The 23,129-nt window shown below is 72.3% G+C and carries 21 protein-coding genes; 11 read left to right on the plus strand and 10 right to left on the minus strand.

Features of this window, described 5'->3' with window-relative positions; genetic code table 11:
- Positions 1 to 33 precede the first annotated feature (33 nt).
- From QQX13_RS06550 to QQX13_RS06565, 4 genes are read right to left on the minus strand one after another with little or no spacing between them, the layout of a single operon-like run.
- Positions 34 to 705, minus strand: a complete 672-nt coding sequence (locus QQX13_RS06550) for a nucleoside triphosphate pyrophosphohydrolase (RefSeq protein ID WP_301152880.1) — start codon at positions 703 to 705, stop codon at positions 34 to 36.
- On the minus strand, positions 698 to 1,315 hold the full coding sequence (locus QQX13_RS06555; protein ID WP_301118829.1) for a hypothetical protein: 618 nt from the start codon (positions 1,313 to 1,315) through the stop codon (positions 698 to 700). Before QQX13_RS06555 ends, QQX13_RS06550 begins: the two co-directional genes overlap by 8 nt.
- 10 nt (positions 1,316 to 1,325) lie before the next feature.
- Complete coding sequence (mfd, locus tag QQX13_RS06560) at positions 1,326 to 4,859, minus strand: transcription-repair coupling factor (protein WP_436968565.1); 3,534 nt, start codon at positions 4,857 to 4,859, stop codon at positions 1,326 to 1,328.
- A 33-nt stretch (positions 4,860 to 4,892) separates the two neighbouring features.
- On the minus strand, positions 4,893 to 5,936 hold the full coding sequence (locus QQX13_RS06565; RefSeq protein ID WP_301152884.1) for a LacI family DNA-binding transcriptional regulator: 1,044 nt from the start codon (positions 5,934 to 5,936) through the stop codon (positions 4,893 to 4,895).
- Positions 5,937 to 6,106: 170 nt separating this feature from the next.
- Here QQX13_RS06565 and QQX13_RS06570 point away from each other — a divergent pair, with 170 nt between their 5' ends.
- Positions 6,107 to 7,531 (plus strand): glycoside hydrolase family 30 protein, encoded by a 1,425-nt coding sequence (locus QQX13_RS06570; RefSeq protein ID WP_301152886.1) that lies wholly within the window; start codon positions 6,107 to 6,109, stop codon positions 7,529 to 7,531.
- Positions 7,532 to 7,546: 15 nt separating this feature from the next.
- Here QQX13_RS06570 and mtnN read toward each other — a convergent pair whose 3' ends face one another.
- Both mtnN and QQX13_RS06580 read right to left on the minus strand, forming a co-directional pair.
- Complete coding sequence (gene mtnN, locus QQX13_RS06575; protein WP_301118825.1) at positions 7,547 to 8,257, minus strand: 5'-methylthioadenosine/S-adenosylhomocysteine nucleosidase; 711 nt, start codon at positions 8,255 to 8,257, stop codon at positions 7,547 to 7,549.
- Positions 8,257 to 8,727, minus strand: coding sequence for an S-ribosylhomocysteine lyase (locus QQX13_RS06580; RefSeq protein WP_436968566.1), 471 nt, complete (start codon positions 8,725 to 8,727; stop codon positions 8,257 to 8,259). Before QQX13_RS06580 ends, mtnN begins: the two co-directional genes overlap by 1 nt.
- An 86-nt stretch (positions 8,728 to 8,813) precedes the next feature.
- Between QQX13_RS06580 and QQX13_RS06585 the strand changes: the two genes are divergently transcribed.
- Genes QQX13_RS06585 through QQX13_RS06610 form a run of 6 tightly spaced genes read left to right on the plus strand, consistent with a single transcriptional unit; the run spans position 8,814 to position 14,579 of the window.
- A complete protein-coding gene (locus tag QQX13_RS06585) occupies positions 8,814 to 10,292 on the plus strand; it encodes an adenosylhomocysteinase (RefSeq protein WP_301118824.1) in 1,479 nt (492 codons plus the stop codon).
- Positions 10,289 to 11,593 (plus strand): amidohydrolase family protein, encoded by a 1,305-nt coding sequence (locus QQX13_RS06590; RefSeq protein WP_367281264.1) that lies wholly within the window; start codon positions 10,289 to 10,291, stop codon positions 11,591 to 11,593. The genes QQX13_RS06585 and QQX13_RS06590 overlap by 4 nt, the downstream gene beginning before the upstream one ends.
- Entirely contained in the window at positions 11,590 to 12,027 is a 438-nt protein-coding gene (locus QQX13_RS06595) for a cupin domain-containing protein (RefSeq protein ID WP_301118823.1), read from the plus strand. Before QQX13_RS06590 ends, QQX13_RS06595 begins: the two co-directional genes overlap by 4 nt.
- Before the next feature lie 59 nt (positions 12,028 to 12,086).
- On the plus strand, positions 12,087 to 12,956 hold the full coding sequence (locus QQX13_RS06600) for an ABC transporter substrate-binding protein (protein WP_301152888.1): 870 nt from the start codon (positions 12,087 to 12,089) through the stop codon (positions 12,954 to 12,956).
- A gap of 19 nt (positions 12,957 to 12,975) precedes the next feature.
- Positions 12,976 to 13,842 (plus strand): amino acid ABC transporter permease, encoded by an 867-nt coding sequence (locus tag QQX13_RS06605; RefSeq protein ID WP_301118821.1) that lies wholly within the window; start codon positions 12,976 to 12,978, stop codon positions 13,840 to 13,842.
- Positions 13,839 to 14,579, plus strand: a complete 741-nt coding sequence (locus QQX13_RS06610) for an amino acid ABC transporter ATP-binding protein (protein WP_301118820.1) — start codon at positions 13,839 to 13,841, stop codon at positions 14,577 to 14,579. The genes QQX13_RS06605 and QQX13_RS06610 overlap by 4 nt, the downstream gene beginning before the upstream one ends.
- 217 nt (positions 14,580 to 14,796) lie before the next feature.
- Here the strand turns inward: QQX13_RS06610 and QQX13_RS06615 are convergent, their stop codons facing one another.
- Together QQX13_RS06615 and QQX13_RS06620 are read right to left on the minus strand one after the other, a co-directional pair.
- Complete coding sequence (locus tag QQX13_RS06615; RefSeq protein ID WP_301118819.1) at positions 14,797 to 17,319, minus strand: glycoside hydrolase family 65 protein; 2,523 nt, start codon at positions 17,317 to 17,319, stop codon at positions 14,797 to 14,799.
- On the minus strand, positions 17,316 to 18,068 hold the full coding sequence (locus QQX13_RS06620; protein ID WP_301118818.1) for an HAD family hydrolase: 753 nt from the start codon (positions 18,066 to 18,068) through the stop codon (positions 17,316 to 17,318). Before QQX13_RS06620 ends, QQX13_RS06615 begins: the two co-directional genes overlap by 4 nt.
- A gap of 162 nt (positions 18,069 to 18,230) precedes the next feature.
- Here QQX13_RS06620 and QQX13_RS06625 point away from each other — a divergent pair, with 162 nt between their 5' ends.
- A complete protein-coding gene (locus tag QQX13_RS06625) occupies positions 18,231 to 18,851 on the plus strand; it encodes a hypothetical protein (RefSeq protein ID WP_301118817.1) in 621 nt (206 codons plus the stop codon).
- A 22-nt stretch (positions 18,852 to 18,873) separates the two neighbouring features.
- Here the strand turns inward: QQX13_RS06625 and pth are convergent, their stop codons facing one another.
- Together pth and QQX13_RS06635 are read right to left on the minus strand one after the other, a co-directional pair.
- Positions 18,874 to 19,446, minus strand: a complete 573-nt coding sequence (gene pth / locus QQX13_RS06630) for an aminoacyl-tRNA hydrolase (RefSeq protein ID WP_301118816.1) — start codon at positions 19,444 to 19,446, stop codon at positions 18,874 to 18,876.
- 88 nt (positions 19,447 to 19,534) lie between these two features.
- Complete coding sequence (locus QQX13_RS06635) at positions 19,535 to 20,143, minus strand: 50S ribosomal protein L25/general stress protein Ctc (protein WP_301152890.1); 609 nt, start codon at positions 20,141 to 20,143, stop codon at positions 19,535 to 19,537.
- A 206-nt stretch (positions 20,144 to 20,349) separates the two neighbouring features.
- Between QQX13_RS06635 and QQX13_RS06640 the strand changes: the two genes are divergently transcribed.
- From QQX13_RS06640 to QQX13_RS06650, 3 genes are all read left to right on the plus strand, one after another.
- A complete protein-coding gene (locus QQX13_RS06640; RefSeq protein ID WP_301152892.1) occupies positions 20,350 to 21,150 on the plus strand; it encodes a DUF1206 domain-containing protein in 801 nt (266 codons plus the stop codon).
- Positions 21,147 to 21,845 carry a phosphatase PAP2 family protein gene (locus tag QQX13_RS06645; RefSeq protein WP_301152894.1) on the plus strand — a complete coding sequence of 233 codons (699 nt, stop codon included), beginning with the start codon at positions 21,147 to 21,149 and terminating at the stop codon, positions 21,843 to 21,845. The genes QQX13_RS06640 and QQX13_RS06645 overlap by 4 nt, the downstream gene beginning before the upstream one ends.
- An 84-nt stretch (positions 21,846 to 21,929) precedes the next feature.
- On the plus strand, positions 21,930 to 23,078 hold the full coding sequence (locus QQX13_RS06650; protein ID WP_301152896.1) for a hypothetical protein: 1,149 nt from the start codon (positions 21,930 to 21,932) through the stop codon (positions 23,076 to 23,078).
- The last annotated feature ends 51 nt before the right edge of the window (positions 23,079 to 23,129 follow it).

The following is a 23,129-nucleotide window of genomic DNA, read 5'->3' on the forward strand; positions in this document are numbered from 1 at the left end:
AGCGCACAGCGCACGCGCTGAGCGCCGTAGGTCCTAGTCCGATGAACGTCCGGTGTCCGCCGGACGCTGCTGCTCCGCGTCGCGGGCGGCCCCCTCGAACTCGCGGGTGGCGGCGCGCAGGGCGGCCTCGGCGTCGACGCCGGCGGCCTGCGCGCGCACGGCGAGGGCGAGCAGCTCGGCGCCGATCCGGGCCGCCGCATCGTCCCCGTCGGACGATGCGGGGGCGCCGGGGAGGACCACACCGGCGCGGTCGGCGCGGCTCGCGATCTTCTGCGCGCGGGCCAGGGCCGGCTGGTCCAGCGGGACGCCGTCGAACACCGACTCGCGCCGCTTGGTCTCCTTCTTTATCCGCTCCCAGCGGGAGTAGACCTCGTCGGCCGTGCCCGCCTCCGCGTCGGCGAAGACGTGGGGGTGGCGCTCGATCAGCTTGTCCGCGACGCCGTTCGCCACCTCGTCGAGGGTGAACGGGTCCTCGGGGTGCTCCTGCGCGACGCGGGCGTGGAACACCACCTGCAGCAGGACGTCGCCGAGCTCCTCGCGCAGATCCTCGCGGGTGCCGTTCTCGATCGCGTCGACCAGTTCGTAGGTCTCCTCGAGCGCGAAGCGCACCAGGGTCTCGTGGGTCTGCTCCGCATCCCACGGGCAGCCGCCAGGGGACCGCAGCCGGTCCATCACCTGGACCAGGCGGATGAGGCCCTCAGTCACGCGCCGCCCAGGACACGTCGGGCGCCGAGAACCCGGAGACGTCGGTGTACATGATGAACGTGTAGGTGCCGAGGCCCAGGTTCGACGCCTGCGTCTGCGCGTCGGCCATCGAGGCCGACAGCGCCTCCGCCGAGAAGTCGCCCAGGCGCGGGGAGAACAGCCCGGAGTCCTCGACGTCGGCGGCGATCTCGGCGAGCTGCGCCTGCGTGTCCTCGTCGGTGAGCGACAGGACGTACACCGCGAGGATCTCGCGCACCTGCTCGACCACCTCGTCGCTGATCTCCGCGTCGGTGACGCCCACGTACTCGAACCACGCGGAGGCGACGTTCGCCGCGACCCCCGTGGTGATCGGGCTGTCCGTGTCCTCCGTCGCGGCGACCGCGGCGGGACCGATCAGCGCGTACGTCGCGACCTGGTCGCGCGTCGGGGCGACGAGCCCGTCGCTGTCCTCCGCCCAGGCCGCGGCCAGCTGGTCGAGCCCGGCGGTGGTGAGCGTGGTGCCGTCGTACTCGGCGGCGACGCCGGGGGCGGCGCCCTGGCCGGGCACGGCGCAGCCGGCGAGCAGAAGGGACGATGCGGCGATCACGGCGAGGCGGCGACGGAACGACATGCGGCTCATCCTAGTTGCCGCCCGCGGGCGCGCGGACGCCCATGGCCGCGAGCACCTCGCGGACCCAGTCGAGCACGGGCAGACCCTCGACCGGCTTCCCGCCCACGCGCGCCGTCATGGGCGCGGGGACCAGCACCTGGCGCACCGCGGGCTTGATCAGCGTGCCCGGGTACAGGCGGGTGACGCGCATCGCCGCGGAGTCGGGCAGCTCGACAGGGCTGAAGCGGATCAGGCGGCCCTGGGACACCACGTCGTGGATGCCGGCAGCGCGCAGCTCGATGCGGACGCGGGCGACGGCGATCAGGTTCGCCACCGGCTCGGGGAGCGGGCCGTAGCGGTCGCCGAGCTCCTCGACCACGGCGTCCAGCGCATCGCCGCTCTCCGCGTCCGCGATCTTGCGGTACGCCTCGAGGCGCAGCCGCTCGTGGTCGATGTAGGCCACCGGGATGTGCGCGTCGATGGGCAGGTCGACGGTCATGGGGGCGCGCTCCTCCTGCTCCTCGCCGCGGAAGCCGGCGACGGCCTCGCCGACCATGCGGATGTAGAGGTCGAAGCCGACGCCCTCGATGTGGCCGGACTGCTCGGCGCCCAGCAGGTTGCCTGCCCCGCGGATCTCCAGGTCCTTCATGGCGACGGCCATGCCGGAGCCCAGGTCCGTGTTGGCGGCGATGGTCTGGAGCCGGTCGTGCGCCGTCTCCGTGAGGGTGCGGTCCGGCGGGTAGAGGAAGTACGCGTAGGCGCGCTCGCGGCCGCGGCCGACGCGCCCGCGGAGCTGGTGGAGCTGGGACAGGCCGAAGGTGTCCGCGCGCTCGACGATCAAGGTGTTGGCGTTGGAGATGTCCAGGCCCGTCTCCACGATCGTGGTGCAAACCAGCACGTCGTACTTCTTGTCGTAGTAGTCGACGATCACCTGCTCGAGCTGCTTCTCGCTCATCTGCCCGTGGGCGACCGCGATGCGCGCCTCGGGCACCAGCTCGCCCAGCTTGAGCGCCGCGCGCGTGATGGTCTTGACCGAGTTGTGGATGTAGAACACCTGGCCGTCGCGCAGCAGCTCGCGGCGGATCGCGGCGATGACCTGCGCGTCCTCGTGCGGACCCACGTAGGTGAGGATCGGGTGGCGCTCCTCGGGAGGGGTCGCGAGCGTGGACATCTCCCGGATGCCCGTGACGGCCATCTCGAGCGTGCGGGGGATCGGCGTCGCGGACATCGCGAGCACGTCGACGTTCGTCCGCAGGGCCTTGAGCGTCTCCTTGTGCTCGACGCCGAAGCGCTGCTCCTCGTCGATCACGATCAGGCCCAGGTCCTTGAACCGCACGGACCCCGTGATGAGGCGGTGCGTGCCGACCACCAGGTCGACGCTGCCGTCGGCCAGACCCTCGATGACCTCCTTGGCCTCCTTGTCCGTCTGGAAGCGCGACAGGGCGGCGACCTTGACGGGGAACTGGCCGAAGCGCTCGGCGAACGTGTCGACGTGCTGCTTCACCAGCAGCGTGGTCGGGCACAGCACCGCGACCTGGGTGCCCTCCTGGATGGCCTTGAACGCGGCGCGCACGGCGATCTCGGTCTTGCCGAAGCCGACGTCGCCGCAGACCAGGCGGTCCATGGGGACGGCCTTCTCCATGTCGGACTTCACCTCGTCGACGGTGGTGAGCTGGTCGGGGGTCTCGACGAAGGCGAAGGACTCCTCGAGCTCCCGCTGCCAGGGGGTGTCCGGGCCGAACTCGCGTCCCTGCGTCGCCATGCGCGCGCTGTAGAGACGGATCAGCTCGGAGGCGATCTCCTTCACCGCCTTGCGGGCCCTGCCCTTGGTCCTCGACCAGTCGGCGCCGCCCATCTTGTTCACGCTCGGGGCCTCGCCGCCGACGTACTTGGTGATGAGGTCGAGCTGGTCGGTGGGCACCGACAGCCGGTCGCCCGGCCCGCCGCGCTTCGAGGGCGCGTACTCGATGACCAGGTACTCGCGCTCGATGCCCCGCACCATGCGCTTCGTCAGCTCGACGAACCGCCCCACGCCGTGGGTCTCGTGCACCACGAAGTCTCCCGGGCGCAGCTGCAGCGGGTCGACCGCGGTGCGGCGGCGGCTCGGGACCTTCACCTTGGGTCCCGCGGCGGACGCGGCGCGGCCCGTCAGCTCGCTCTCGTGGAGCACCAGCAGCCTCGCGTCCGCGACCTGGTAGCCGCGCGCGTCGACGGAGGCGAGGACGGCGACCACGCCGGCGTCCGAGTCGTCGCCTCGCGCGGCGACGCGCGCCGGGATGTCCCGCTCCGCGCACTGCTCGACGATGCGGTGGGCGCTGCCGACGGACGCGGCGGCGATGGTGACGCGCCAGCCGTCGGCGAGGCGCGCCTTGATGAGGTCGAGCACGGCGGCGAGGCGTCCCCGGAAGTCCTCGATCTCCCCGATCGGCGTCGCGACGGCGGCGGCGGAGCCGAACGGCCCGATCGCGGTCCAGCCGAGGCCGTGCTCCGCGGCGGAGACCTCGACGTCCTCGAGCGCGAGGAAGCCGCCCTGCTCCCCCTGGGCCTCGAGCGGCGAGTCCGCGCCGGCCGCCGCGGACACCCACGCGGCCTGCAGGAACTCGGCGGCGGTGCGCTGGAGGTCCTCGGCTCGCCTCGCGAGGCGCTCGGGCTCGAGGGCGACGATGCGGGTGCCCGGCGGCAGGACGTCCGTCACCGGGGTGAGGCGCGTGAGCAGCACGGGGATCAACGACTCCATGCCCTCGACCGCGTGGCCGTCGGCGATGCGGGTGAGCATGTCGGCGGCGGTCGGGATCTGAGAGGCGAGGGCGGCGGCCCGGGCGCGCACCTCGTCGGTCAGCAGCAGCTCGCGGCACGGCGGCGCCCACAGCCGGCCGACCGACTCCAGCGACCGCTGGTCAGCGACCGAGAAGAAGCGCAGGGACTCGACCTCGTCGCCGAAGAACTCGACGCGGATCGGGTGAGGGTCCGTCGGCGGGAACACGTCGACGATCCCGCCGCGGACCGCGAACTCGCCGCGCCGCTCGACCATGTCGACGCGGGTGTAGGCGGCGGCCGCGAGCGCCTCGGTGAGATCGGTGAGGTCGCGCTCGTCGCCGACGCGCAGGAGCACCGGCTCGAGGTCGGCGAGCCCGGGCACCAGCGGCTGCAGCAGGGCGCGGAGCGGGGCGACCACCACGCGCGGGGCGGGGAGGCCGGACTCGGCCGCGGCCCGCTCGGGGTGGACCAGCCGGCGGAGGGTCGCGAGGCGGCGGGCGACGGTGTCGGAGCGGGGGCTGAGGCGCTCGTGCGGGAGCGTCTCCCAGCTGGGGAACGTGGTGACGGTCGCCGGATCCAGATAGGCCGTGAGCGCGCGGGCGAGCTGGTCGGCGTCCCCGCCGGTGGCGGCGACGGCGACGATGGGCGCGTCGGCGGTGAGCGCGGCGCGGGCGATGAGCGGCGCGGCGGCGGCCCCGGGCGCCTGGACGTAGGTCGCGTCGCCGAGGCGCGCATCGGCCCACTCCCCGAGCAGCGGGGCGAGGGGTGCGGCGGGCGCGGGTGTGGTCACGGGGCTCCTCCAGGGCATGCCGAACGACCGGGATTCTCCGGCGGGACCATCCTAGGCGGCGCCTCCGACGGCGGCCTCGGGTGCCGCGGCGGTGGTCGAGCGGACCACGAGCGTGGTGGCGAGCTGGAGCCGTCTGGCCGGTGGCCTCCTGCCCTCCGCGAGGTCCAGCAGCGTGGTCGCCGCGAGCATGCCCATCTCGCGGATGGGCTGGTGCACCGAGGTGAGGGGCGGCACCGCCCATTCCGCGAGGTACGTGTCGTCGAATCCGACCACCGAGAGCTCGGCCGGCACGGGGATCCCGAGCCGGCGGGCGGCCTCGAGCACCCGGAGCGCGATCACATCGTTGGCGCACATCACCGCGGTGGGCCGGGGCTCCGCGCTCAGCAGCACGAGCGCCGCCTCCGTCGCCCGGTCGACCGTGGACGCGCCGAGCACCACCGTCGGCTCGGGCAGGCCGTGCACGTCGAGCGCGCTGCGGCAGCCCGCGAGCCGCTCCAGTGTCGCGTCGTCGCCGCGCGTCCCACCGAGGAACGCGACGCGCCGGTGCCCCGACGCGACCAGGTGCTCGACGGCCTCGAGCGCACCCGCGTAGTTGGTGGATCCGATCGACACCGTCCTGCGACCGGGCCGGTGCGGCGGGTCGACGAGCACCACCGGCAGTCCGATGTCCTCGCACAGCGCCACGGCGGCGTCGCTCACCTCCGTGGCGACGGCGAGGGCTCCGACCGTGCCCCGCGCGAGGCACCGCCGCACCCACTCCTCGGTCCACGGGACGGGGCGGCCGTCGGGGACCGCCTGCATGATGTCGACCGAGAGCTCCGCGCCGCGCTCGTAGGCCGCCGTGCGGACGGACTCGAGCACCTGGGCCGAGTACGCGTTCGTGATGCCGTCGAAGACGACCGCGAGCGAGGCCCCCTCCGCGAACAGGCGCTTCGCGGTCGTGGGCACGTAGCCCACCGCCCGCATGGACGCGGCGACGCGCTCACGGGTGCCGGCCGCCACGTCCGTCCTGCTGTTGAGCACCTTCGACACCGTGGTGACCGAGACCCCCGCGTGCCTGGCGACCGCCGCCAGGGTGGGCCGTGCTCGACGCATCGTCCCTCCCTCGTTGGCACCCGGTGATCGAAAATCTTCCGGCGCCGCTCCGCTTGCCTCCACCTTAGACATCCGGCCACCCTGGCAGAAGTCATCATTTGATCGAAACTTTCCCCCAACGCGCGAGCGCACGGCCGAGCCCCGCGGCCATCACCCTCAGGAGCACCCCGATGAGCGCCACCCCGACCACCGCCGCCGACAGGACCGCGTCCTGGACCGTCACCACGCAGTCCGACGTCTGGTCGACGCAGGCGCCCGCCGCGCTCGACGCGCTCGAGGTGCGCGCGATGGAGGACTTCCCCTCCGTCATGATCCGCAGCTCGGAGCAGCGGCAGCGCGTCGACGGCTTCGGCGCCTGCTTCAACGAGCTCGGCTGGCGCGCGCTCCAGCGCCTGCCCGAGCCCGACCGCGAGGCCGTGCTCGACGCGATCTTCCTCCCGGGCGCCGGCCTCAACCTCACGCTGTGCCGGATGCCGCTGGGCGCCAACGACTTCTCGCTCGACTGGTACTCGTACGACGAGGTCGCCGGCGACCACGCGCTCGAGCACTTCAGCGTCGAGCACGACGAGGCGACCCTGATCCCCTTCATCCATGCGGCGAAGGAGCGGCAGCCCGACCTGCGCGTGTGGGCATCGCCGTGGAGCCCCCCGACGTGGCTCAAGGCCAACGGCCACTACGCGGCCGCGGAGCCGTTCCCCGCGTCGGGTGTCGAGAACGGCATCCGTCCCGACCAGGTCGGGCGGGAGGGCACCGACATGGCGCTCCTCGACGAGGCGCACCTGGACACGTACGCCCGCTACTTCGGCCGCTTCATCGAGGAGTACCGCGCCCGCGGCATCGACGTGTTCATGGTGATGCCGCAGAACGAGTACAACTCCCCTCAGGTGTTCCCCTCCTGCACCTGGACGCCCGAGGGCCTCGCCGCGTTCCTGCGGGTGCTGGGGCCGCGGATGGCCGCGCTCGGGGTGGAGGTCTTCCTCGGCACCACCGAGCGTCCCGACGCCCGCCTGGTGCTCGACACCCTCGCCGACCCCGAGGTCGCCCGCTGGGTGTCGGGCGCGGGCTTCCAGTGGGCCGGCAAGCGGGCGATCGCCGACGTCCGCACCGCGCGCCCCGACCTCGCGCTGTACCAGACGGAGCAGGAGTGCGGGGACGGCCGCAACGACTGGCGCTTCGCCCGCCACGCCTGGTCCCTGATGCGTCACTTCCTCACGAACGGCACGTCCGGCTACTGCTACTGGAACATCGCCCTCGACGAGGGCGGGGTGAGCCGCTGGGGCTGGGCCCAGAACTCGCTCGTCGTGGTCGACCCCGGGACCGGCGGCCACCGCTTCACCTACGAGTACGCGGTCTTGCGCCACGTCAGCGGCTTCGTCCAGCCCGGCGCCGTCCGTCTCGAGGCCTTCAGCTGGTCCGGGTACGAGAACCAGCTCGCGTTCCGCAACCCCGACGGCACCACCGTGATCGTGGTGCAGAACGACATGGCGGACCCGATGCCGTACGTGGTCTCCGTCGACCAGGAGGTCATGCGGGTGGTGCTGCCGGCCGACTCGCTCAGCACGTTCGTGCTGCCCGCCCCGGACGCCGCGGCCTGAGGATCGCCCGGTCCGTCAGCCCGCGACGGGCTCCTCCGCCGCGACCCTCGCCAGCAGGTCGAGCGTCGCGCGCGCGGACCGGGCCGCGGCATCGTCCAGGTGCTCGTCGAACTCGACTCCCCCGTCGCCCTGGCACATGTCCGACACGCAGCGGAGGGACAGGAACGGGATGCCGGACGCGGCGGCGACCTGCGAGACCGCGGCGGACTCCATGTCCGTCGCGATCACCTTGGGGAAGCGCTCGCGGATCAGGTCGACCGTCTCCGCGACCGCGAAGGCGTTCGCGGAGGCGAGGTAGCCCTTCTTCGCGCCCATCGCGACCGCGAGGTCGACCAGCGCGTCGTCCGACTCGTGGAACTCGGCGTGGCCGGGGACCTGGCCGTACTCGTAGCCGATCGACGTCGAGTCGGCGGACCAGTCGAGCGAGCAGCACGGCGCCACCAGGTCGCCCACCTGCACGTGACCGGGGATGCCGCCGCAGGTGCCGGCGGAGACGATCAGCGTGGGCGTGATCCCGCCGATCACCCCATGCGCGGCCAGGGTCGCGGCGCGGGCGGCCGCGACCATGCCGATGCGCGTCACCACCAGCAGGTAGGTGACGTCGCCGGACGTCACGAGCCAGGCGTCGTCCGGCGAGTTGAGACCCTCGTGGTGGTCGGAGAGGTCGAGGAATCCCTGGGCCTCCTCCGGCATCGCGACCAGCACGGCCGGGATGGAGGCGGCCATCAGCGCATCACCGTGAGGAGCTCGTCGGCGTGCGCCGTGAACTCCGTCACCGCCGCGCGCATCGCGTCGAGCGAGTGGTGCGCCCCCCACCCGCACTGCACCTCGTTCGCGGCGGGGACCTCCTCGAGGTCGAGCATCGAGGCCATGGTGGCGAGCACCAGGTCCTTGATCTCCTCGGGCGCGTGGTCCCCCGACATGATCAGGTAGAAGCCGGTCTGGCAGCCCATCGGACCGAAGTCGATGACCTGCGCGCTGTGGTCGCGCACGCACTCGGCGAACGAGTGCTCGATCGAATGGACCGCGGGCATCTCGAGATGGCCGACGTTCGGCTGCGTGAAGCGCACGTCGAACTTGGTGAGCACGTCGCCGTGAGGCAGCTCCTTGCGGTCAGCCAGCCGGATGAACGGCGCGGCCACGGCGGTGTGGTCCAGGTTGAACGACTCGACGTTCATCTTGCGTGGCTCGGTCACGGTGGATCCTTCGGCTCTGGGACGGCCTGACCAGCGTAATCCCCGCCCGCGCTCGGAGCCCACCGGCGCTCCTAGACTTGGACCCCATGACCGACCCGCATGCGACCGCCGAGCGGATCCTCCGTCGCTTCGCCCGCGAGACCAATCTGCTCATCTCAGGGCGCCCCGTGCGCGTGAGCGCCGAGGCCGAGGACACCGCCGTCGCGCTCGCCGTCGCGGGCATGGCCCGCGCGCTGGGCGCGCGTCTGGTGGAGGACGAGGCGACGAGCGCGGACGTCCTCGACATCGACGTGCGGGGCGACGATGCGGCGCTGTCCCTGGGCGGCGCGCCGCTCGCGAGCCGGGGTGACGCGGGCGGACGGCTCGACTTCGCCGCCGCGCACATGCCGGTCTCGACGGCGCTCGCGGAGGAGATCGGCGCGGCGGGCACCGTCCGCGGCCTGCGGGTCGGCGTCGCGATGACCCTCGAGCCCAAGACCGCGAACCTGGCGCTGCTGCTGCAGGCCGCGGGCGCCGAGGTCGCCGTGTACGCCCACCCCGACGAGACCGATCCCGCGGTCGCGGCCGCCCTGCGCGCGCGCGGCGTGCCCGTCGACGCCGACGCGACCCTCTCCGGCGAGGCCGAGCGTGCGGCCGCCCTCGCCTGGCTGCGCCGCGGCTTCGACGTGGTGGTCGACGACGGCTCCCACCTCGTGAGGCTCGCCCACGAGGCGGCACCGGAGCTCGTCGAGTCGTGGATCGGAGTCACCGAGGAGACCACCTCGGGCCTCACGCCGCTGCGCGCGATGGCGACGCAGGGGGCGCTGCGCACCCCGGTGGTCGCGGTGAACGATGCGGCGACCAAGACCGGCTTCGACAACCGCTACGGCACCGGGCAGAGCTGCGTGCTCGCGATCGCGGACCTCATCGAGCACGTCGACGCGACCGTCCGCGACCTGCCCGTCCTGGTGATCGGCTACGGCCCGGTGGGAGTCGGGGTCGCCGCGCACCTGCGCGCGCTGGGCGCCGAGGTCGCCGTCGCGGAGATCGACCCCGTGCGCGCGCTGCTCGCCGCGCACGACGGCTACCCGGTCGGTCGCGCCGAGGACCACGCGCCGGGCGCGCTCGTCATCTCCTGCACCGGCGCCCCCGGCACGGTGACCCGCGAGCTGCTGGAGCTCGCGAGCATCGTCGCGGTCGCGGGCGGCGTGCCCGGCGAGGTGGACCTCGACCTCGCCGCGCTCGAGCCGGTCGAGGTGGCCGGGCGCACCGTGGACCACCTCGACGTCGACGTCGAGCGCGGCACGCTCGTCCTGGACCGCGGCGGCTGCATCAACGTCACCGCGGCCGAGGGCAACCCGATCGAGATCATGGACCTGTCCTTCGCCACGCAGCTCGCCGCCATCCGGGAGCTCGTCGAGACCCGGCCCGGCCCCGGCGTCCACGCCGTGAGCGACGCGGCGGTGGCGCACGTCGCCGCCACCGCCGCCCGCGTGCGCGGCGTCGCGCTCGACGCGCGCCCCGCATCGTCCGCCGCGGCCTCGTCCGACTGGCACTCCCCGCGCTACCGGGAGGACCGCGCGTGACCACGATCGTCTTCAGCGCCGCCCTGGTGCTGCCCATGACCGCACCGCCCGTCCTCGACGGCGCGATCGCGGTGCGCGGACGGCGGATCGTCCACGTCGGCGAGCGTGCCTGGGTGGTCGAGGCCCTGCGCGAGAGCGGGCACGAGTTCACGGAGCATCGCTGGGACGGCGTGCTCATGCCGGGGCTCATCAACGCCCACACCCACCTGCAGTACACGGGCATGGCGTCGGTGGGTCAGGGTCGCTACACCGGCTTCGAGGACTGGGCGCTGGCGTTCAACCCGGTCTACGAGCGCGGCCAGGACTGGCGCGCCGCCGCGGCCGCCGGTGCCCGCATGGCGCTCGAGGCGGGCACCACCGCCGTCGCGGACGTGGTCACCGACCTCGAGGCGATGTACGCGCTCGCCGATGCCGGGCTGCACGGCATCACCTACTGGGAGGTGATGGATTGGACCAACGCCGCGTGGCGCGAGCGCGGTCGGGCCCAGGTCGAGGCGGCGCTCGACGCGCTTCCCACTCCCCCGGGCACCGGGCTCAGCCCCCACGCGCCGTACTCCCTCGAGATCGTGCCGCTGCTCGACATCCCCGACATCGTCCGCGAGCGCGGCAGCCGCATCCACATCCACCTGGGCGAGTCCGCCATCGAGCGGGAGTTCTCCCACACGGTGGCCGAGCCGTGGCAGCGCAAGGGACTGGGCTCGCTGTCCGAGCTGCGGTCGGCCGGCTACGGCACCTCGGCGACGGACTACGTCGACCACCTCGGCGTGCTGGGTCCCGACTGCCACATCGCGCACGGCGTCTACCTCTCCGCGAAGGACCGCGCGATCCTCCGGGCGCGCGGCACCTCCGTCGCGCTGTGCCCGCGCTCCAACGAGGTGATCGGCCTCGACGAGCCCCCGGTCGCCGCCTACCTCACCGAGGGCAGTCCGATCTCCGTGGGCACGGACTCGCTGTCGTCGGCGCCGAGCCTGGACCTCATGGGCGACGTGGCGGCGCTGTACGCGATGGCCCGCCGGCAGGGCTACGACCGCCCCGACCTCGCGGAGCGGCTGCTCGCCGCCGCCACCCACGGCGGCTCTCGCGCGATGGGCCTGCACATGGGTCCGGACCGCACCGGCTACCTCGCGGTCGGCGCCCGCGCCGACCTCGCGTTCCTCGACGTCCCCGTGGGCGACCTCGCGACGTCGATCGACGACCTGGCCCGCGCAGGCGACGGCCACGCCGTCGCCACCGTCGTCGCGGGTCGGCTGCGCCACGCCACCGCATCGTTCACCTCCCAGACCGGAGCGTCGCTCACATGACCGTCCCCGAGACCGCCGCCGCGCTGCACCTCGAGCCGCACCCCGAGGGCGGCTGGTTCCGCCGCACCTACACGTCCGAGATCCCGGTCGCGACCGCGGGCGGCGAGCGCCCCGCAGCGACGCTGATCCACTACCTGCTCGCTCCCGGCGAGCACTCCGCGTGGCACGTGGTCAGCTCGGACGAGATCTGGCTGTGGCACGGGCCCGGCCGTCTGGAGCTGTCGCTCGGCGGCCGGGGCGCTGAGCCCGACGAGGAGGCCACCCGGATCGTGCTCGGGCCGGCGCCGCTCGACGACGAGGCGGCCCAGGGCATCGTCCCTGCCGGGACGTGGCAGGCCGCGCGCCTCCTGGACGATGCGGAATGCCTGGTCAGCTGCATGGTGTCGCCCGGGTTCTCCTTCGCGGACTGGCGGCTGGCGCCGCCGGTAGACTAGGCGCCGCGCAGCCGACGACGGCGCGCCACTCCCACCCCGCAACTCTGCAAGGAGCACCCATGACCACCCGCGCCCGTGCCGCCCTCATCGCGACCGCCTCCCTGTCCGCGCTGATCATGGCGGGCTGCTCCTCGACCTCCTCGGACACCGAGAGCTCGGCGTCGAGCACCCCCGAGCCCACCGCATCGTCCGCCGTCGAGCTCGAGACCCTCACCGAGGGCAAGCTCACCATCGCGACCGGCGAGCCCGCCTACGAGCCGTGGGTCGTGAACGACGACCCGGCCTCGGGCGAGGGCTTCGAGGCCGCCGTGGCCTACGCCGTCGCCGAGGAGCTCGGCTTCGCCGCCGACGACGTGGTGTGGGTCCGCTCGAGCTTCGACTCGGCCATCGCCCCCGGCGCCAAGGACTGGGACCTCAACATCCAGCAGTTCTCGATCACCGAGGAGCGCAAGGCCGCCGTCGACTTCTCGTCGCCGTACTACACGACCACGCAGGCCGTCGTGACGGTCGAGGGTTCGGCCGCCGCCGACGCCACCACGGTCGAGGCCCTCGCCGGGCTCGCCGTGGGCGTGCCGTCGGGCACCACCTCGTACACCATCGCCGCCGAGGTGCTCGGCGAGGACAACCTCTCCGTGTTCAACTCCTCGGAGGACACCGTCCTCGCGCTCAACTCGGGCCAGATCGACGCGTTCGTGATCGACCTGCCGTCGGCGTTCTACCTCGCCGCGGTCGAGCTCGACGGCGGCGTCATCCTCGGTCAGTTCGAGGACGCCACCGGCGGCGACGAGTTCGGCTTCGTGCTCCCCAAGGGCTCCGCGCTGACCGAGCCCGTCACCGCCGCCGTGGACGCGCTCCGCGAGGACGGCACGCTCGCCTCGATCGAGGCCGAGTGGCTGTCGGACGCGGTCGACGTCCCGGTCCTCAAGTAACACCTGAGGCAGATCGACGATGACGGACCGGGCGGCCGTGGAGGCCTTCTCCCCGAGCGCGCTGGAGCTGGATCGCCGGCTCCACCGCCGGCGGGCCTCCCGCCGCTCGGTCCTCATCGCACTGGTCTCGACGCTGGCGTTCGCCGGGGTCGGGGGCTGGCTGGTGGTGACGTCCCCCGGGTGGGACGGCGTCCGCCAGATGTTCTTCAACCTCGAGATCGCGGCCGACTCGTTCCCGAAGATCCTCGAGGGGCTGTGGCTCAACATCCGAGTGCTGTTCTTCGCGACCATCGCCGTCGCCGTGGTGGCGACGCTGCTCGCGGTCATGCGCTCGCTGCGGGGGCCCGTGTGGTTCCCGCTGCGCGCGATCGCGACGGGCTACACGGACCTGTTCCGCGGGCTGCCGGTGCTGATCGTGCTGTACCTGGTGGGCTTCGGCGTCCCCGCGCTCAACCCCGAGACCCGCATCCCCATCGCGGTGCTCGGCACCGTCGGCATCTCGCTGTGCTACTCGGCGTACGTCGCCGAGGTGCTGCGTGCCGGCATGGAGGCGGTCCACCCGTCGCAGCGCATCGCCGCGCGCTCCCTGGGGCTGTCGCACGCGAAGACGCTGCGCATGGTGGTGATCCCGCAGGCCCTGCGCAAGGTCGTGCCGGCGCTGATGAACGACTTCGTGTCGATGCAGAAGGACGTGGGCCTGATCTCCGTGCTGGGCGCCGTCGACGCGGTGCGTGCCGCGCAGATCGTCACCGCGCAGACGTACAACTTCACCCCCTACGTGGTGGCGGGACTGCTGTTCGTCGCGATGAGCTTCCCGATGATCCGCCTGACCGACACCGTGTCGGCACGGATGGCGCGGCGCGAGCAGCAGGGAGGGACCGTATGAGCGCCTCCGTCCTCGAGCTGCACGGCGTCCACAAGCTCTTCGGTGACAACCACGTGCTCCGCGGCGTCGACCTCACGGTCGCATCGCACGAGGTGGTCGTGGTGATCGGCGCCTCCGGATCCGGCAAGTCCACCCTGATGCGGACCATCAACCTGATCGAGCGGGTCGACGACGGCCGCATCCTGCTCTCGGGTGACGACATCACGGCACCCGACGTGGACGTCGACAAGGTGCGCGCGCGCATCGGCGTGGTGTTCCAGCACTTCAACCTGTTCCCGCACATGCGGGTGATCGACAACGTCACCCTGGCCGCGCGCAAGGTCCACGGGATCGAGGCGTCCGTCGCGCGCGAGAAGGCCGTCGGGCTGCTGTCGACATTCGGGCTGGCGGAGAAGGTCGACGACTACCCCGACCGGCTCTCGGGCGGCCAGCAGCAGCGCGTCGCGATCGTGCGCGCGATCATGACGGACCCGGAGCTCCTGCTGCTCGACGAGATCACCTCGGCGCTCGACCCCATGCTGGTCGGCGAGGTGCTCGACCTGGTGCGCGACCTCAAGGCGCAGGGCTCGACCATGCTGATGGCGACGCACGAGATGAGCTTCGCCCGCTCGGTGGCCGACCGCATCGTCTTCATGCACGGCGGCCGCCCGCTCGAGGTGGGCCCGCCGGAGCAGATCTTCGAGGACCCGCAGCATCCCGAGACCCGCGAGTTCCTGGCGCGCCTCACGCACCGCTGACCCCGTCCTCCTCCCCCGCCCCCGCCCCCGCCCCCGCATCGTGCCGGGACAGTGAGTCCTCAATCCTGAGCCCCCGTGGCGCTCCCGGGACAATGAGTCCTCATCTGCTCACCTCAGGATCGGGGGCACCTCGCCCCATGAGGACTCAGCGTCCCGGCAGCGAGCTGCCGCGCGCGATATGAGGACTGAGTGTCCCGACCCCGTGAGGGGGCGGCGGCTACTCGTCGCCGTCGTGCTCCGACTCCACCACCGCGGGCAGCGAGGCGGTCACCACGGAGCCGTCCGCTCGCATGGTGCCGTGGAAGGCGGCCGCGTCGGGTGCCCCCGAGATGCGCGGGCCCTGGTCGGCGAGGGGCACCACGACCTCCTCGCCCCGCAGCACGCTCACGCGCTCGCCGCGCACCTCGACGGTCAGCCCCTGGCCCTCCTCGACCGTGAACCCGACGGACTCCTGCTTCACGGTGACGAGCAGCCGGGTGCCGCGCTGGGTGACGCGGAACCGCATCTCGGGCCAGCTGGCCGGGAGGCGCGGGTCGAAGGACAGCTGGCCCCCATAGTCGCGCATCCCACCGAAGCCGTGCGCCAGCGCCGACCACACGCCGCCGGCCGACGCCACGTGCACGCCGTCCGCGGTGTTCGAGTGCAGGTCCGCGATGTCGACGAACAGGCCGTCCCAGAAGTAGCGCAGCGCGAGCTCGTGGTACCCGACCTCGGAGGCCATGATCGACTGCACCACGCCCGAGAGCGTCGAGTCGCCGGTGGTGATCGGGTCGTAGTAGTCGAAGTCGGCCTTCTTCTCCTCGGCGGTGAACTCGTCGCCCTGCAGGAACAGCGCGAGCACCACGTCCGCCTGCTTGAGGACCTGGAACCGGTAGATCACGAGCGGGTGGAAGTGCAGCAGCAGCGGGCGCTTCTCGGGCGGCGTGTTCTCGAGGTCCCACAGCTCGCGCTCGTGGAACAGGGCGTCCTGCGGGTGGATCCCCAGGTCCTCGTCCCACAGGATCGCCATCGCCTCGGCGGCGGCGTCCCATTCGGCGACCTCGGCATCGTCCAGCCCCAGCCGCGCGACCATCTTGGCGTGCTGCTCGGGCCACATGCGCGCGAGCTTGCGGACCGACGCGGCGGCGCAGCGCAGGTTGAAGCGCGCCATCACGTTCGTGTACAGGTTGTCGTTCACCACGGTGGTGTACTCGTCGGGGCCGGTCACCCCGTGGATGCGGAACGAGGACCCCTCGGACTTGGTGGACCGCCAGAACCCCAGGTCCGCCCACATGCGCGCCGTCTGCACCAGGATGTCGATGCCCTCGCGCGCGAGGAACTCGTCGTCCCCCGTGGCGGTCACGTACTTGTCGATCGCGAAGGAGATGTCGGCATCGATGTGATACTGCGCGGTGCCCGCCGCGTAGTAGGCCGAGGCCTCCTCGCCGTTGATGGTGCGCCACGGGAACAGCGCGCCGTGCTGGGCCAGCTCGCCCGCGCGGTCGGTCGCCTTGGGGAGCATCCGGTAGCGGTAGCGCAGGGCGTTCCGCGCGATGCCGGGCGAGGTGTAGACGAAGAAGGGCACCACGTAGATCTCGGTGTCCCAGAAGTAGTGGCCCGAGTAGCCCGAGCCGGTGACGCCCTTGGCGGCGACCCCCTGGCCGTCGCCGCGCGCGGCCGCCTGCGCCAGCTGGAACAGGTTCCAGCGGATCGCCTGCTGGACGCGGTCGTCGCCGTCGACCTCGACGTCGGAGCGCTGCCAGAAGTCGGTCAGCCAGGCACCCTGGTCGGCGAACTGCTTGTCGACGCCCTCGGAGCGGACGCGCTCAAGCGTGCGGTGGCAGCGGTCGCCGAGCTCGCGCGCGGGCACCATGCGGGACGTGTGGTACGACACCACCTTGGTCAGCGTGAAGGTGCGGCCGGGCGCGGCACGGAACCGGAACACCTCCTTCGCGAAGTCGGGCTCGACCAGCCGGTCGCGCTCGACGTCGCCGTCGAAGTCGACGGTGTGCTCCATGGCCACCGCGATCGCCATGCCCGAGTTGCGGCACTTGTAGCCGACCAGCATGTGCTCGTCGTGCGCGAGGTGGAGCTTGGGCTCGAGCACGCGCTCGTTGAGCGCGTCCGACTTGCGGGGGTCGAAGCCCGCCTTGGTGCCCTCGGTGGTGCGGTACTCGTCCGCACCGGACTCCCGGTTGAGCAGCTGCGAGGAGACCGCGACGGGCGCCTCCTTGTCGAGCAGCGTCACCTCGAACGTCATGATCGCCAGGTGCCGCTGCGCGAACGAGACCATGCGCCGCGAGCGCACGCGGACGCGGTTGCCCGCGGGCGTGCGCCACAGCAGGTCGCGCGTCAGGACGCCCGTCTTCATGTCCAGCGTGCGCGAGTACTCGGGGAGGTCGGCCACGGACAGGAGCAGCGGCTCGTCGTCGACGTAGAGCCGGATCACCTTCGGGTCGGGGACGTTGACGATGGTCTGTCCGGTCCGGGCGAAGCCGTACGCCTCCTCGGCGTGGCGGATGCGCCACGTCTCGTGGAAGCCGTTGATGAAGGTGCCGTGCGCGTGGGCGTCGTGACCCTCCTCGATGTTGCCGCGCAGGCCCAGGTAGCCGTTGCCGACGGCGAACAGCGTCTCCGACGTCCCGAGGTCGTCGCTGCGGAACTCCGTCTCGACCAGGCGCCACGGGTCGGCGGGGAACCGCAGGCGGTCGACGTAGTCCGGCGCGCTGGTGTCCCCGAGCGAGCGCCGCGCCGCCTTCATCCGGGCACCACCTCTCCGAGGTCCGTCACCACGACGTCGGCCCCGCCGTCCAGCAGCTCCTCGGCGCCCGCACCGCGGTCGACCCCGAGCACCAGCCCGAAGTCGCCCGCACGGCCCGCCTGCACGCCCGACAGCGCGTCCTCGACCACCACGGCCGCCTCCTTGGGCACGCCCAGCAGCTCGGCGGCGTACAGGTACGTGTCGGGGGCGGGCTTTCCCGGGATGCCGTGGTCGGCGGCGACCTGTCCGCTCACCACGTGCTCGAAGCGGTGCGCCAGCCCCGCGGCGGCCAGCACCGCCGGCGCGTTGCGGGAGCTCGACACCACGGCCATGGCGCAGCCGATCGACTCGAGGTGGTCGAGCAGCGCGACGGAGCCGGGGTACGGGTCCACGCCCTCCTCCTCGAGGATCCGCGAGAACTCCGCGTTCTTGGTGTTGCCGATGCCGCAGACCGTCTCGGTGCCAGGCGCGTCGTCCGGCGTGCCGTCGGGGAGCGTGACGCCGCGGGACGCGAGGCACGCCCGCACGCCGTCGTAGCGCGGCTTGCCGTCCACGTACCGGAAGTAGTCGTCGTCCGTGTAGGCCGGGGTGATGCCATGCGACTCGAAGTAGTCCGTGAACATCCGTCGCCACGCATCCATGTGGACGTCCGCGGTCGGGGTGAGCACCCCGTCGAGGTCGAACAGCGCCGCACCGAACGATGCGCCGGGGACCTGGGGCAGGGTCCACGGGGTGGGCAGGGACGTCACAGGGGTCTCCCTCCGAGCGGGTTCTCAATGGAACGCGCGCACCCCCAGTCGAATCGGCGGCGCGCGCGGCACGTCCCCTCGATACTAGCCAGCGCCACGGTGGGTGTGTCGAGGCCGGATGACGGTCGACCGCGGTCGCACCGCTGGTCCTATGGTGGGGACATGGACACCGCGCTGCTCGAGCCGATGGGGGCCGAGGACCTGAGGGACGAGGCGATCCTCGAGCGCCGCCACCTCGACGGCGCGATCATGGAGGACGTCGAGGCGCGCGACATGTCGCTCCACGAGTGCCTGATCTCCGACTGCACGGCGGGCACGGTGCGCCTCCCGGGGCTGCGGACCACCGGGACCCGCATGATCGGATCCTCCGCCACGGCGTTCGAGATCGGGGGATGCTCCGTCTTCTCCGGGCGATTCGAGGGGGTGCGGATCGGCGTGGTCCGGGCGGACGGCTCGGACATCTCGGTCTTCCGCATCGAGTCGTCGCGCATCGACGTCCTGTCGATCCGCGAGTCGCGGATCCGCCGCGTGGACATCGTCGACTCGCGGATCGGGCTGCTCGATCTCACGGGGACCCGCGTGCGCGAGGTGGTCGTCGAGGGCGGCTCGATCGACGAGCTGATCCCGTCCCGCGGTCGCATCGACGGCTTCGACCTGTCGCACACCCGGATCGGACGGGTCCTGGACCCGGTGGGCCTGGGCGGCGCCACTCTCACGCGCCAGCAGGCCCTGGAGCTGGGGCCGGACCTCGCGGAGCACCTGGGCGCCACGCTCGTCGACTAGCGACGACGGCGACGAAGGCGCCTCAGCCCTTGGTGTGGAACCTCATCTGCGCCGCCTCGAGCCCGGAGGCGAGGATCGCCTCCACGGCGTCCGCCGCATCGTCCACCAGGAACGGCAGCTCCTTGCGCTCGACCGAGGAGAACGGCTTGAGCACGAACGCGGCGGCCTCCATGCGACCCGGCGGGCGGCCGATCCCGACGCGCACCCGCACGTAGTCGGGGGTGCCGAGCGCCTTGGTGACGTCCTTGAGGCCGTTGTGGCCGCCGGAGCCGCCGCCGCGCTTGATCTTCACGGTGCCGAACGGGATGTCGAGCTCGTCGTGGACCACGACCACGTCGGTGGGGGCGACCGAGTGGTACTTCGCCAGCGACGAGGTGGGGCCGCCGGAGACGTTCATGTAGGACATCGGCACGCCGATCACGACCGCCTCGCCCGCGAGGCGGACCGTCGCGGTGCGGGTATGGGTCTTCTTCGACACGGAGAGGGACGATGCGCCGCGGCGCGCGAGCTCCTCGACCACCATCTGGCCGACGTTGTGGCGCGTCTCGGCGTACTCGGGCCCGGGGTTGCCCAGGCCGATCACCAGGCTGGTCACGTGCGCGTCCTCTCCATGGGTCGAGCGGTGAGACGACGACGCCCGGCCCGCCCACAGTCGGGCGAGCCGGGCGAACATCGGTGAGAACCTACTCCGCGTCGGCCTCGGCGGGAGCCTCGGCGGCGGCGGCCTCGGCCTCCTCCTCCTCGGCGCCGGCGCCACGGGGCACCGAGATGACGACGACGGCGGCGTCGGCGTCGGTCACGAGCTCCGAGCCCTTGGGGAGCTCGATGTCGCGGGCGTACACGCGGGCGCCCTCCTCGAGGCCCTCGATGGAGACCTCGAGCGACTCGGGCAGGTGGGTCGCCTCGGCGAGGATCTGCACGGTGGCGTGCTCGACCACGTGGATGGTGCCGGCGAAGGACTCGCCGACGACGTGCACGGGCACGTCCACGGTGATCTTCTCGCCCTTCTTCACGAGCAGCAGGTCGACGTGCTCGATGATGCGGCGGACCGGCTCGACCTGGACGTCCTTCGCGATCGCCATCTCGGAGCTGCCGTCGAGCTCGATGGTAAGGAGGGCGTTCGAGTGCTTGAGCGCCATCATCGTGTCGTGGCCGGGGAGCAGGATGTGCACCGGGTCCGAGCCGTGGCCGTAGATCACGGCGGGGATCTTGTGGGCGGCGCGGGCGCGACGGGCGGCACCCTTGCCGAACTCGGTGCGCTTCTCGGCGGCGAGCGTGAGCTTGTCGGACATTGCGTACTCCTCTTGCGTCAGATGGGGGGCCAGGGCAAGGCAGGGCGACTCGCATCTGCCGCGTCGATCACGCCAAGACGTCGAAGTCCCAGCCTCGCCGAGGAACCGGACAACTATACCTGCCGCGCGGGCCCGAGCGCCACTCCGCCGGCACCGCGGCGAGGCGGCGCGGAATATCCCCCGGCGCGTCCGCAGTTGGACCTGGCATGGATACCGCATCGGCGAGCAGCGCCCGCGCCGGAACCTCGGGCGACATCTGGGAGACCGCGGCACGGGCAGGCTTCTTCGTGTCGGGGCTCCTCCACCTCATCCTCGGCTACGTGATCGTGCGCATCGGGCTCGGCTCGGGCGGGGAGGCCGACTCCTCCTCCGCCCTGTCGCGCCTCCGCGACGCCCCGGCGGGCCCCGTCATCCTCTGGGGCTCGGCGCTGGCGTTCCTCGCCCTCGCGCTCTGGCAGCTGTTCGACTCGCTGCGCGGGCGCCAGGAGGCGATGGACAGGGCCAAGGCGGGCGGCAAGTTCGTCATGTACGCGGCGCTCGCGGTCTCGGCGGCGTCGATCGCCATGGGCGGCGGCGACTCGAGCGGTGACCAGCAGGCGAGCGGCCTCGCGGCCACGCTCATGGGCGCGCCCGGCGGTCCGATCATCGTGGGCGCGATCGGTCTCGGGATCCTGGCCGGCGGCGTCTACCACGTGATCAAGGGCGCACGGAAGAAGTTCCTCGACGACCTCAAGCCGATGCCCGGCAAGGAGCTCGGCACGGGCGTGAAGACCGTCGGCACGGTCGGCTACATCGCCAAGGGCATCGCGCTCGGCGCGGTCGGCGTGCTGTTCGTGACCGCGGCCATGACGGCCGACCCCGACCAGGCCAAGGGGATCGACGGCGGCATCGAGGCGCTGCTCGGCATGCCGGGCGGCCCGGTGATCGTGATCCTCATCGGCGTCGGCTTCGCGGCGTACGGCCTGTACTCGTTCGCCCGCGCCCGCTACGCGAGGATGCACTCGTGATCGCCGGACCGCGGGCCACCGCGCCCGCTCCGTCCGAGGTCGGCGCGGCCGCCCTCCGGCGCGTCCTGCTGCCCGCCGCGATCCTCTGGGTCACGATCGTGGGCGTGGGCTTCCTGCTGGTCGACGTCGTGCAGATCGATGAGCACGCGATCAGCCAGGCCTTCGTCGAGCTCCGCACCCCCGGGCTCGACTCGATCTCCGCCGTGGTCTCGGAGATGGCGAACACCCAGGTCATCATGGCGACCACCGTGGTGGTGGTCGCGATCGTGTGGTGGCAGTCGCGACAGTGGTGGTTCGCGGTGGTCCCCGCCACCGCGCTCGGGGTCGAGGCGGCCGTGTTCCTCACCAGCTCGCTGGTCGTGGGGCGCGAGCGGCCCGACGTCGACCAGCTGGACCACGCACCTCCCACCTCGAGCTTCCCGAGCGGCCACACCGGCGCGTCGACCGCCGTCTACGTGTCCTTCGCCCTGATGGCGACCCGGATCAGGAACGGCGCGGTTCGCATCACCGTGATCGTCGTGTGCGCGCTGTTCCCCGTCGCCGTCGCGCTGTCGCGCGTGTACCGCGGCATGCACCATCCGACGGACGTGATCGCCGGCCTCGCCGTCGGCACCACGTGCGCCCTGATCGGCTGGACATGGCTGCGGGACGATGCGCGGGTCGCCTCCCGCGAGGAGGTCGCGGCGACCGCCTAGGCACCGCACCGACGCGCCGGGGCCCCCGCATCGTGACGATGCGGGGGCCATGCGTCGCCCGTCGCGCCGAGGTAGCGTGGTCGTATGGGCCTGGGGGCACGGACCATCACAGTCCTCGCGTGCGCGACGTGGGCCATCGCCGCGTGCGCATCCGCCACCGAGCCGGTGGCGACTGCGTCGCCGACGGAGCCGGTGATCGCGTCGCCGATGCCGTCGGCCACACCGACGCTGGTCGTGTACGAGGGTCGCAACCCCGACATGACCGACGATGAGGCCGTCGCCCGTGCCGCGCACCCCGGCACCGGGGAGGTCTGGCTCGACGAGCCGGTGAAGGTCGAGCCGCCCGCAGGACTCGACCTCGCGTACCGTGAGAACGCCTCGTGGTACCACGTGGGGGATCGCGGCTCGACCGAGATCCTGGTGATGGACGACTTCGTGCTGAACGCCGTGGTCGAGGTCGATGACGATGGCGCGCTGAGCGAGGTGACCTCGCCGTGGCCCCACGCGGACGCCGTCGCCGAACCCAGCATTCCGCTCCCCGTGAGCGACGTCTACTATGACTCGCTCGCGCTCCCCCGCACGTGGACCAGTCCCGACGGGGTCACGCTGGAGCTTCGCCCGGATCACATGCTCTCGTGGGACTCCCCTTCAGAGAGCTGGGGTCCGCTGGCGGCCTCGGCCCGGGTGGCGACCGCCGAGGTGGTGCGGTTGACCGACGGTGGCAGCGGTTGGGCCGTCATGGCCGCCGGGCCGCTCGACCCGGCCACGGTCACCGTGCTCGAGTCCGTGGTGCCGGGGCGGGTCGAGGACGTCTCCTACGGGCTCAGGCTGCCCCTCGGCTTCGTCGTGCACCTCGTCATGGATCCCTTCACGGGCATGCGACCCGACGCGGGTTCCGATTCCACCGGCTACACCAGCCTCCTCGACCAGGCCTGCGGCGACACCCCCGACTGGCGCAGCTTCGGTTCCGACGAGGACACGTCGGACTGGGAGCTCGTCGACCCGGGCGACGAGGTCCCTCTGTACCGTGCGCTCGACTCAAATCCACTCGTCCAGGCGTTCCACGCAGCGAGAGTCGACATGGCGGAGCATGGGTTCGTGGAGGCGTCGGATGCGAACGTGAGCGTCGCGGACTTCGCGGCTCTGCCCGCGATCATCGGGACCCCGGCTCCGGACGGCTCGGGGTGGTGGATCGAGATCCGCTCCGATCTCAGCCTGCGGTACGGCTGCTGAAAGCGCCGGGGCCCCCGCATCGTGACGATGCGGGGGCCCCGGCGCGTGGTC

The sequence above is a fragment of the Demequina lignilytica genome, assembly GCF_030418375.1.
Taxonomy (GTDB): domain Bacteria; phylum Actinomycetota; class Actinomycetes; order Actinomycetales; family Demequinaceae; genus Demequina; species Demequina lignilytica.

Excerpts from the sequence above, each read along its gene's own strand:
- QQX13_RS06585 (WP_301118824.1), top strand. The coding sequence starts at position 8,814 with ATGACCGACCCGCATGCGACCGCCGAGCGGATCCTCCGTCGCTTCGCC.
- QQX13_RS06605 (WP_301118821.1), top strand. The coding sequence starts at position 12,976 with ATGACGGACCGGGCGGCCGTGGAGGCCTTCTCCCCGAGCGCGCTGGAG.
- QQX13_RS06555 (WP_301118829.1), bottom strand. The coding sequence starts at position 1,315 with ATGTCGTTCCGTCGCCGCCTCGCCGTGATCGCCGCATCGTCCCTTCTG.
- QQX13_RS06640 (WP_301152892.1), top strand. The coding sequence starts at position 20,350 with ATGGATACCGCATCGGCGAGCAGCGCCCGCGCCGGAACCTCGGGCGAC.
- QQX13_RS06595 (WP_301118823.1), top strand. The coding sequence starts at position 11,590 with ATGACCGTCCCCGAGACCGCCGCCGCGCTGCACCTCGAGCCGCACCCC.
- QQX13_RS06570 (WP_301152886.1), top strand. The coding sequence starts at position 6,107 with ATGAGCGCCACCCCGACCACCGCCGCCGACAGGACCGCGTCCTGGACC.
- QQX13_RS06635 (WP_301152890.1), bottom strand. The coding sequence starts at position 20,143 with ATGTCCGACAAGCTCACGCTCGCCGCCGAGAAGCGCACCGAGTTCGGC.
- mtnN (WP_301118825.1), bottom strand. The coding sequence starts at position 8,257 with ATGGCCGCCTCCATCCCGGCCGTGCTGGTCGCGATGCCGGAGGAGGCC.
- QQX13_RS06565 (WP_301152884.1), bottom strand. The coding sequence starts at position 5,936 with ATGCGTCGAGCACGGCCCACCCTGGCGGCGGTCGCCAGGCACGCGGGG.
- QQX13_RS06600 (WP_301152888.1), top strand. The coding sequence starts at position 12,087 with ATGACCACCCGCGCCCGTGCCGCCCTCATCGCGACCGCCTCCCTGTCC.
- QQX13_RS06650 (WP_301152896.1), top strand. The coding sequence starts at position 21,930 with ATGGGCCTGGGGGCACGGACCATCACAGTCCTCGCGTGCGCGACGTGG.
- QQX13_RS06610 (WP_301118820.1), top strand. The coding sequence starts at position 13,839 with ATGAGCGCCTCCGTCCTCGAGCTGCACGGCGTCCACAAGCTCTTCGGT.
- mfd (WP_436968565.1), bottom strand. The coding sequence starts at position 4,859 with ATGCCCTGGAGGAGCCCCGTGACCACACCCGCGCCCGCCGCACCCCTC.
- QQX13_RS06615 (WP_301118819.1), bottom strand. The coding sequence starts at position 17,319 with ATGAAGGCGGCGCGGCGCTCGCTCGGGGACACCAGCGCGCCGGACTAC.
- QQX13_RS06625 (WP_301118817.1), top strand. The coding sequence starts at position 18,231 with ATGGACACCGCGCTGCTCGAGCCGATGGGGGCCGAGGACCTGAGGGAC.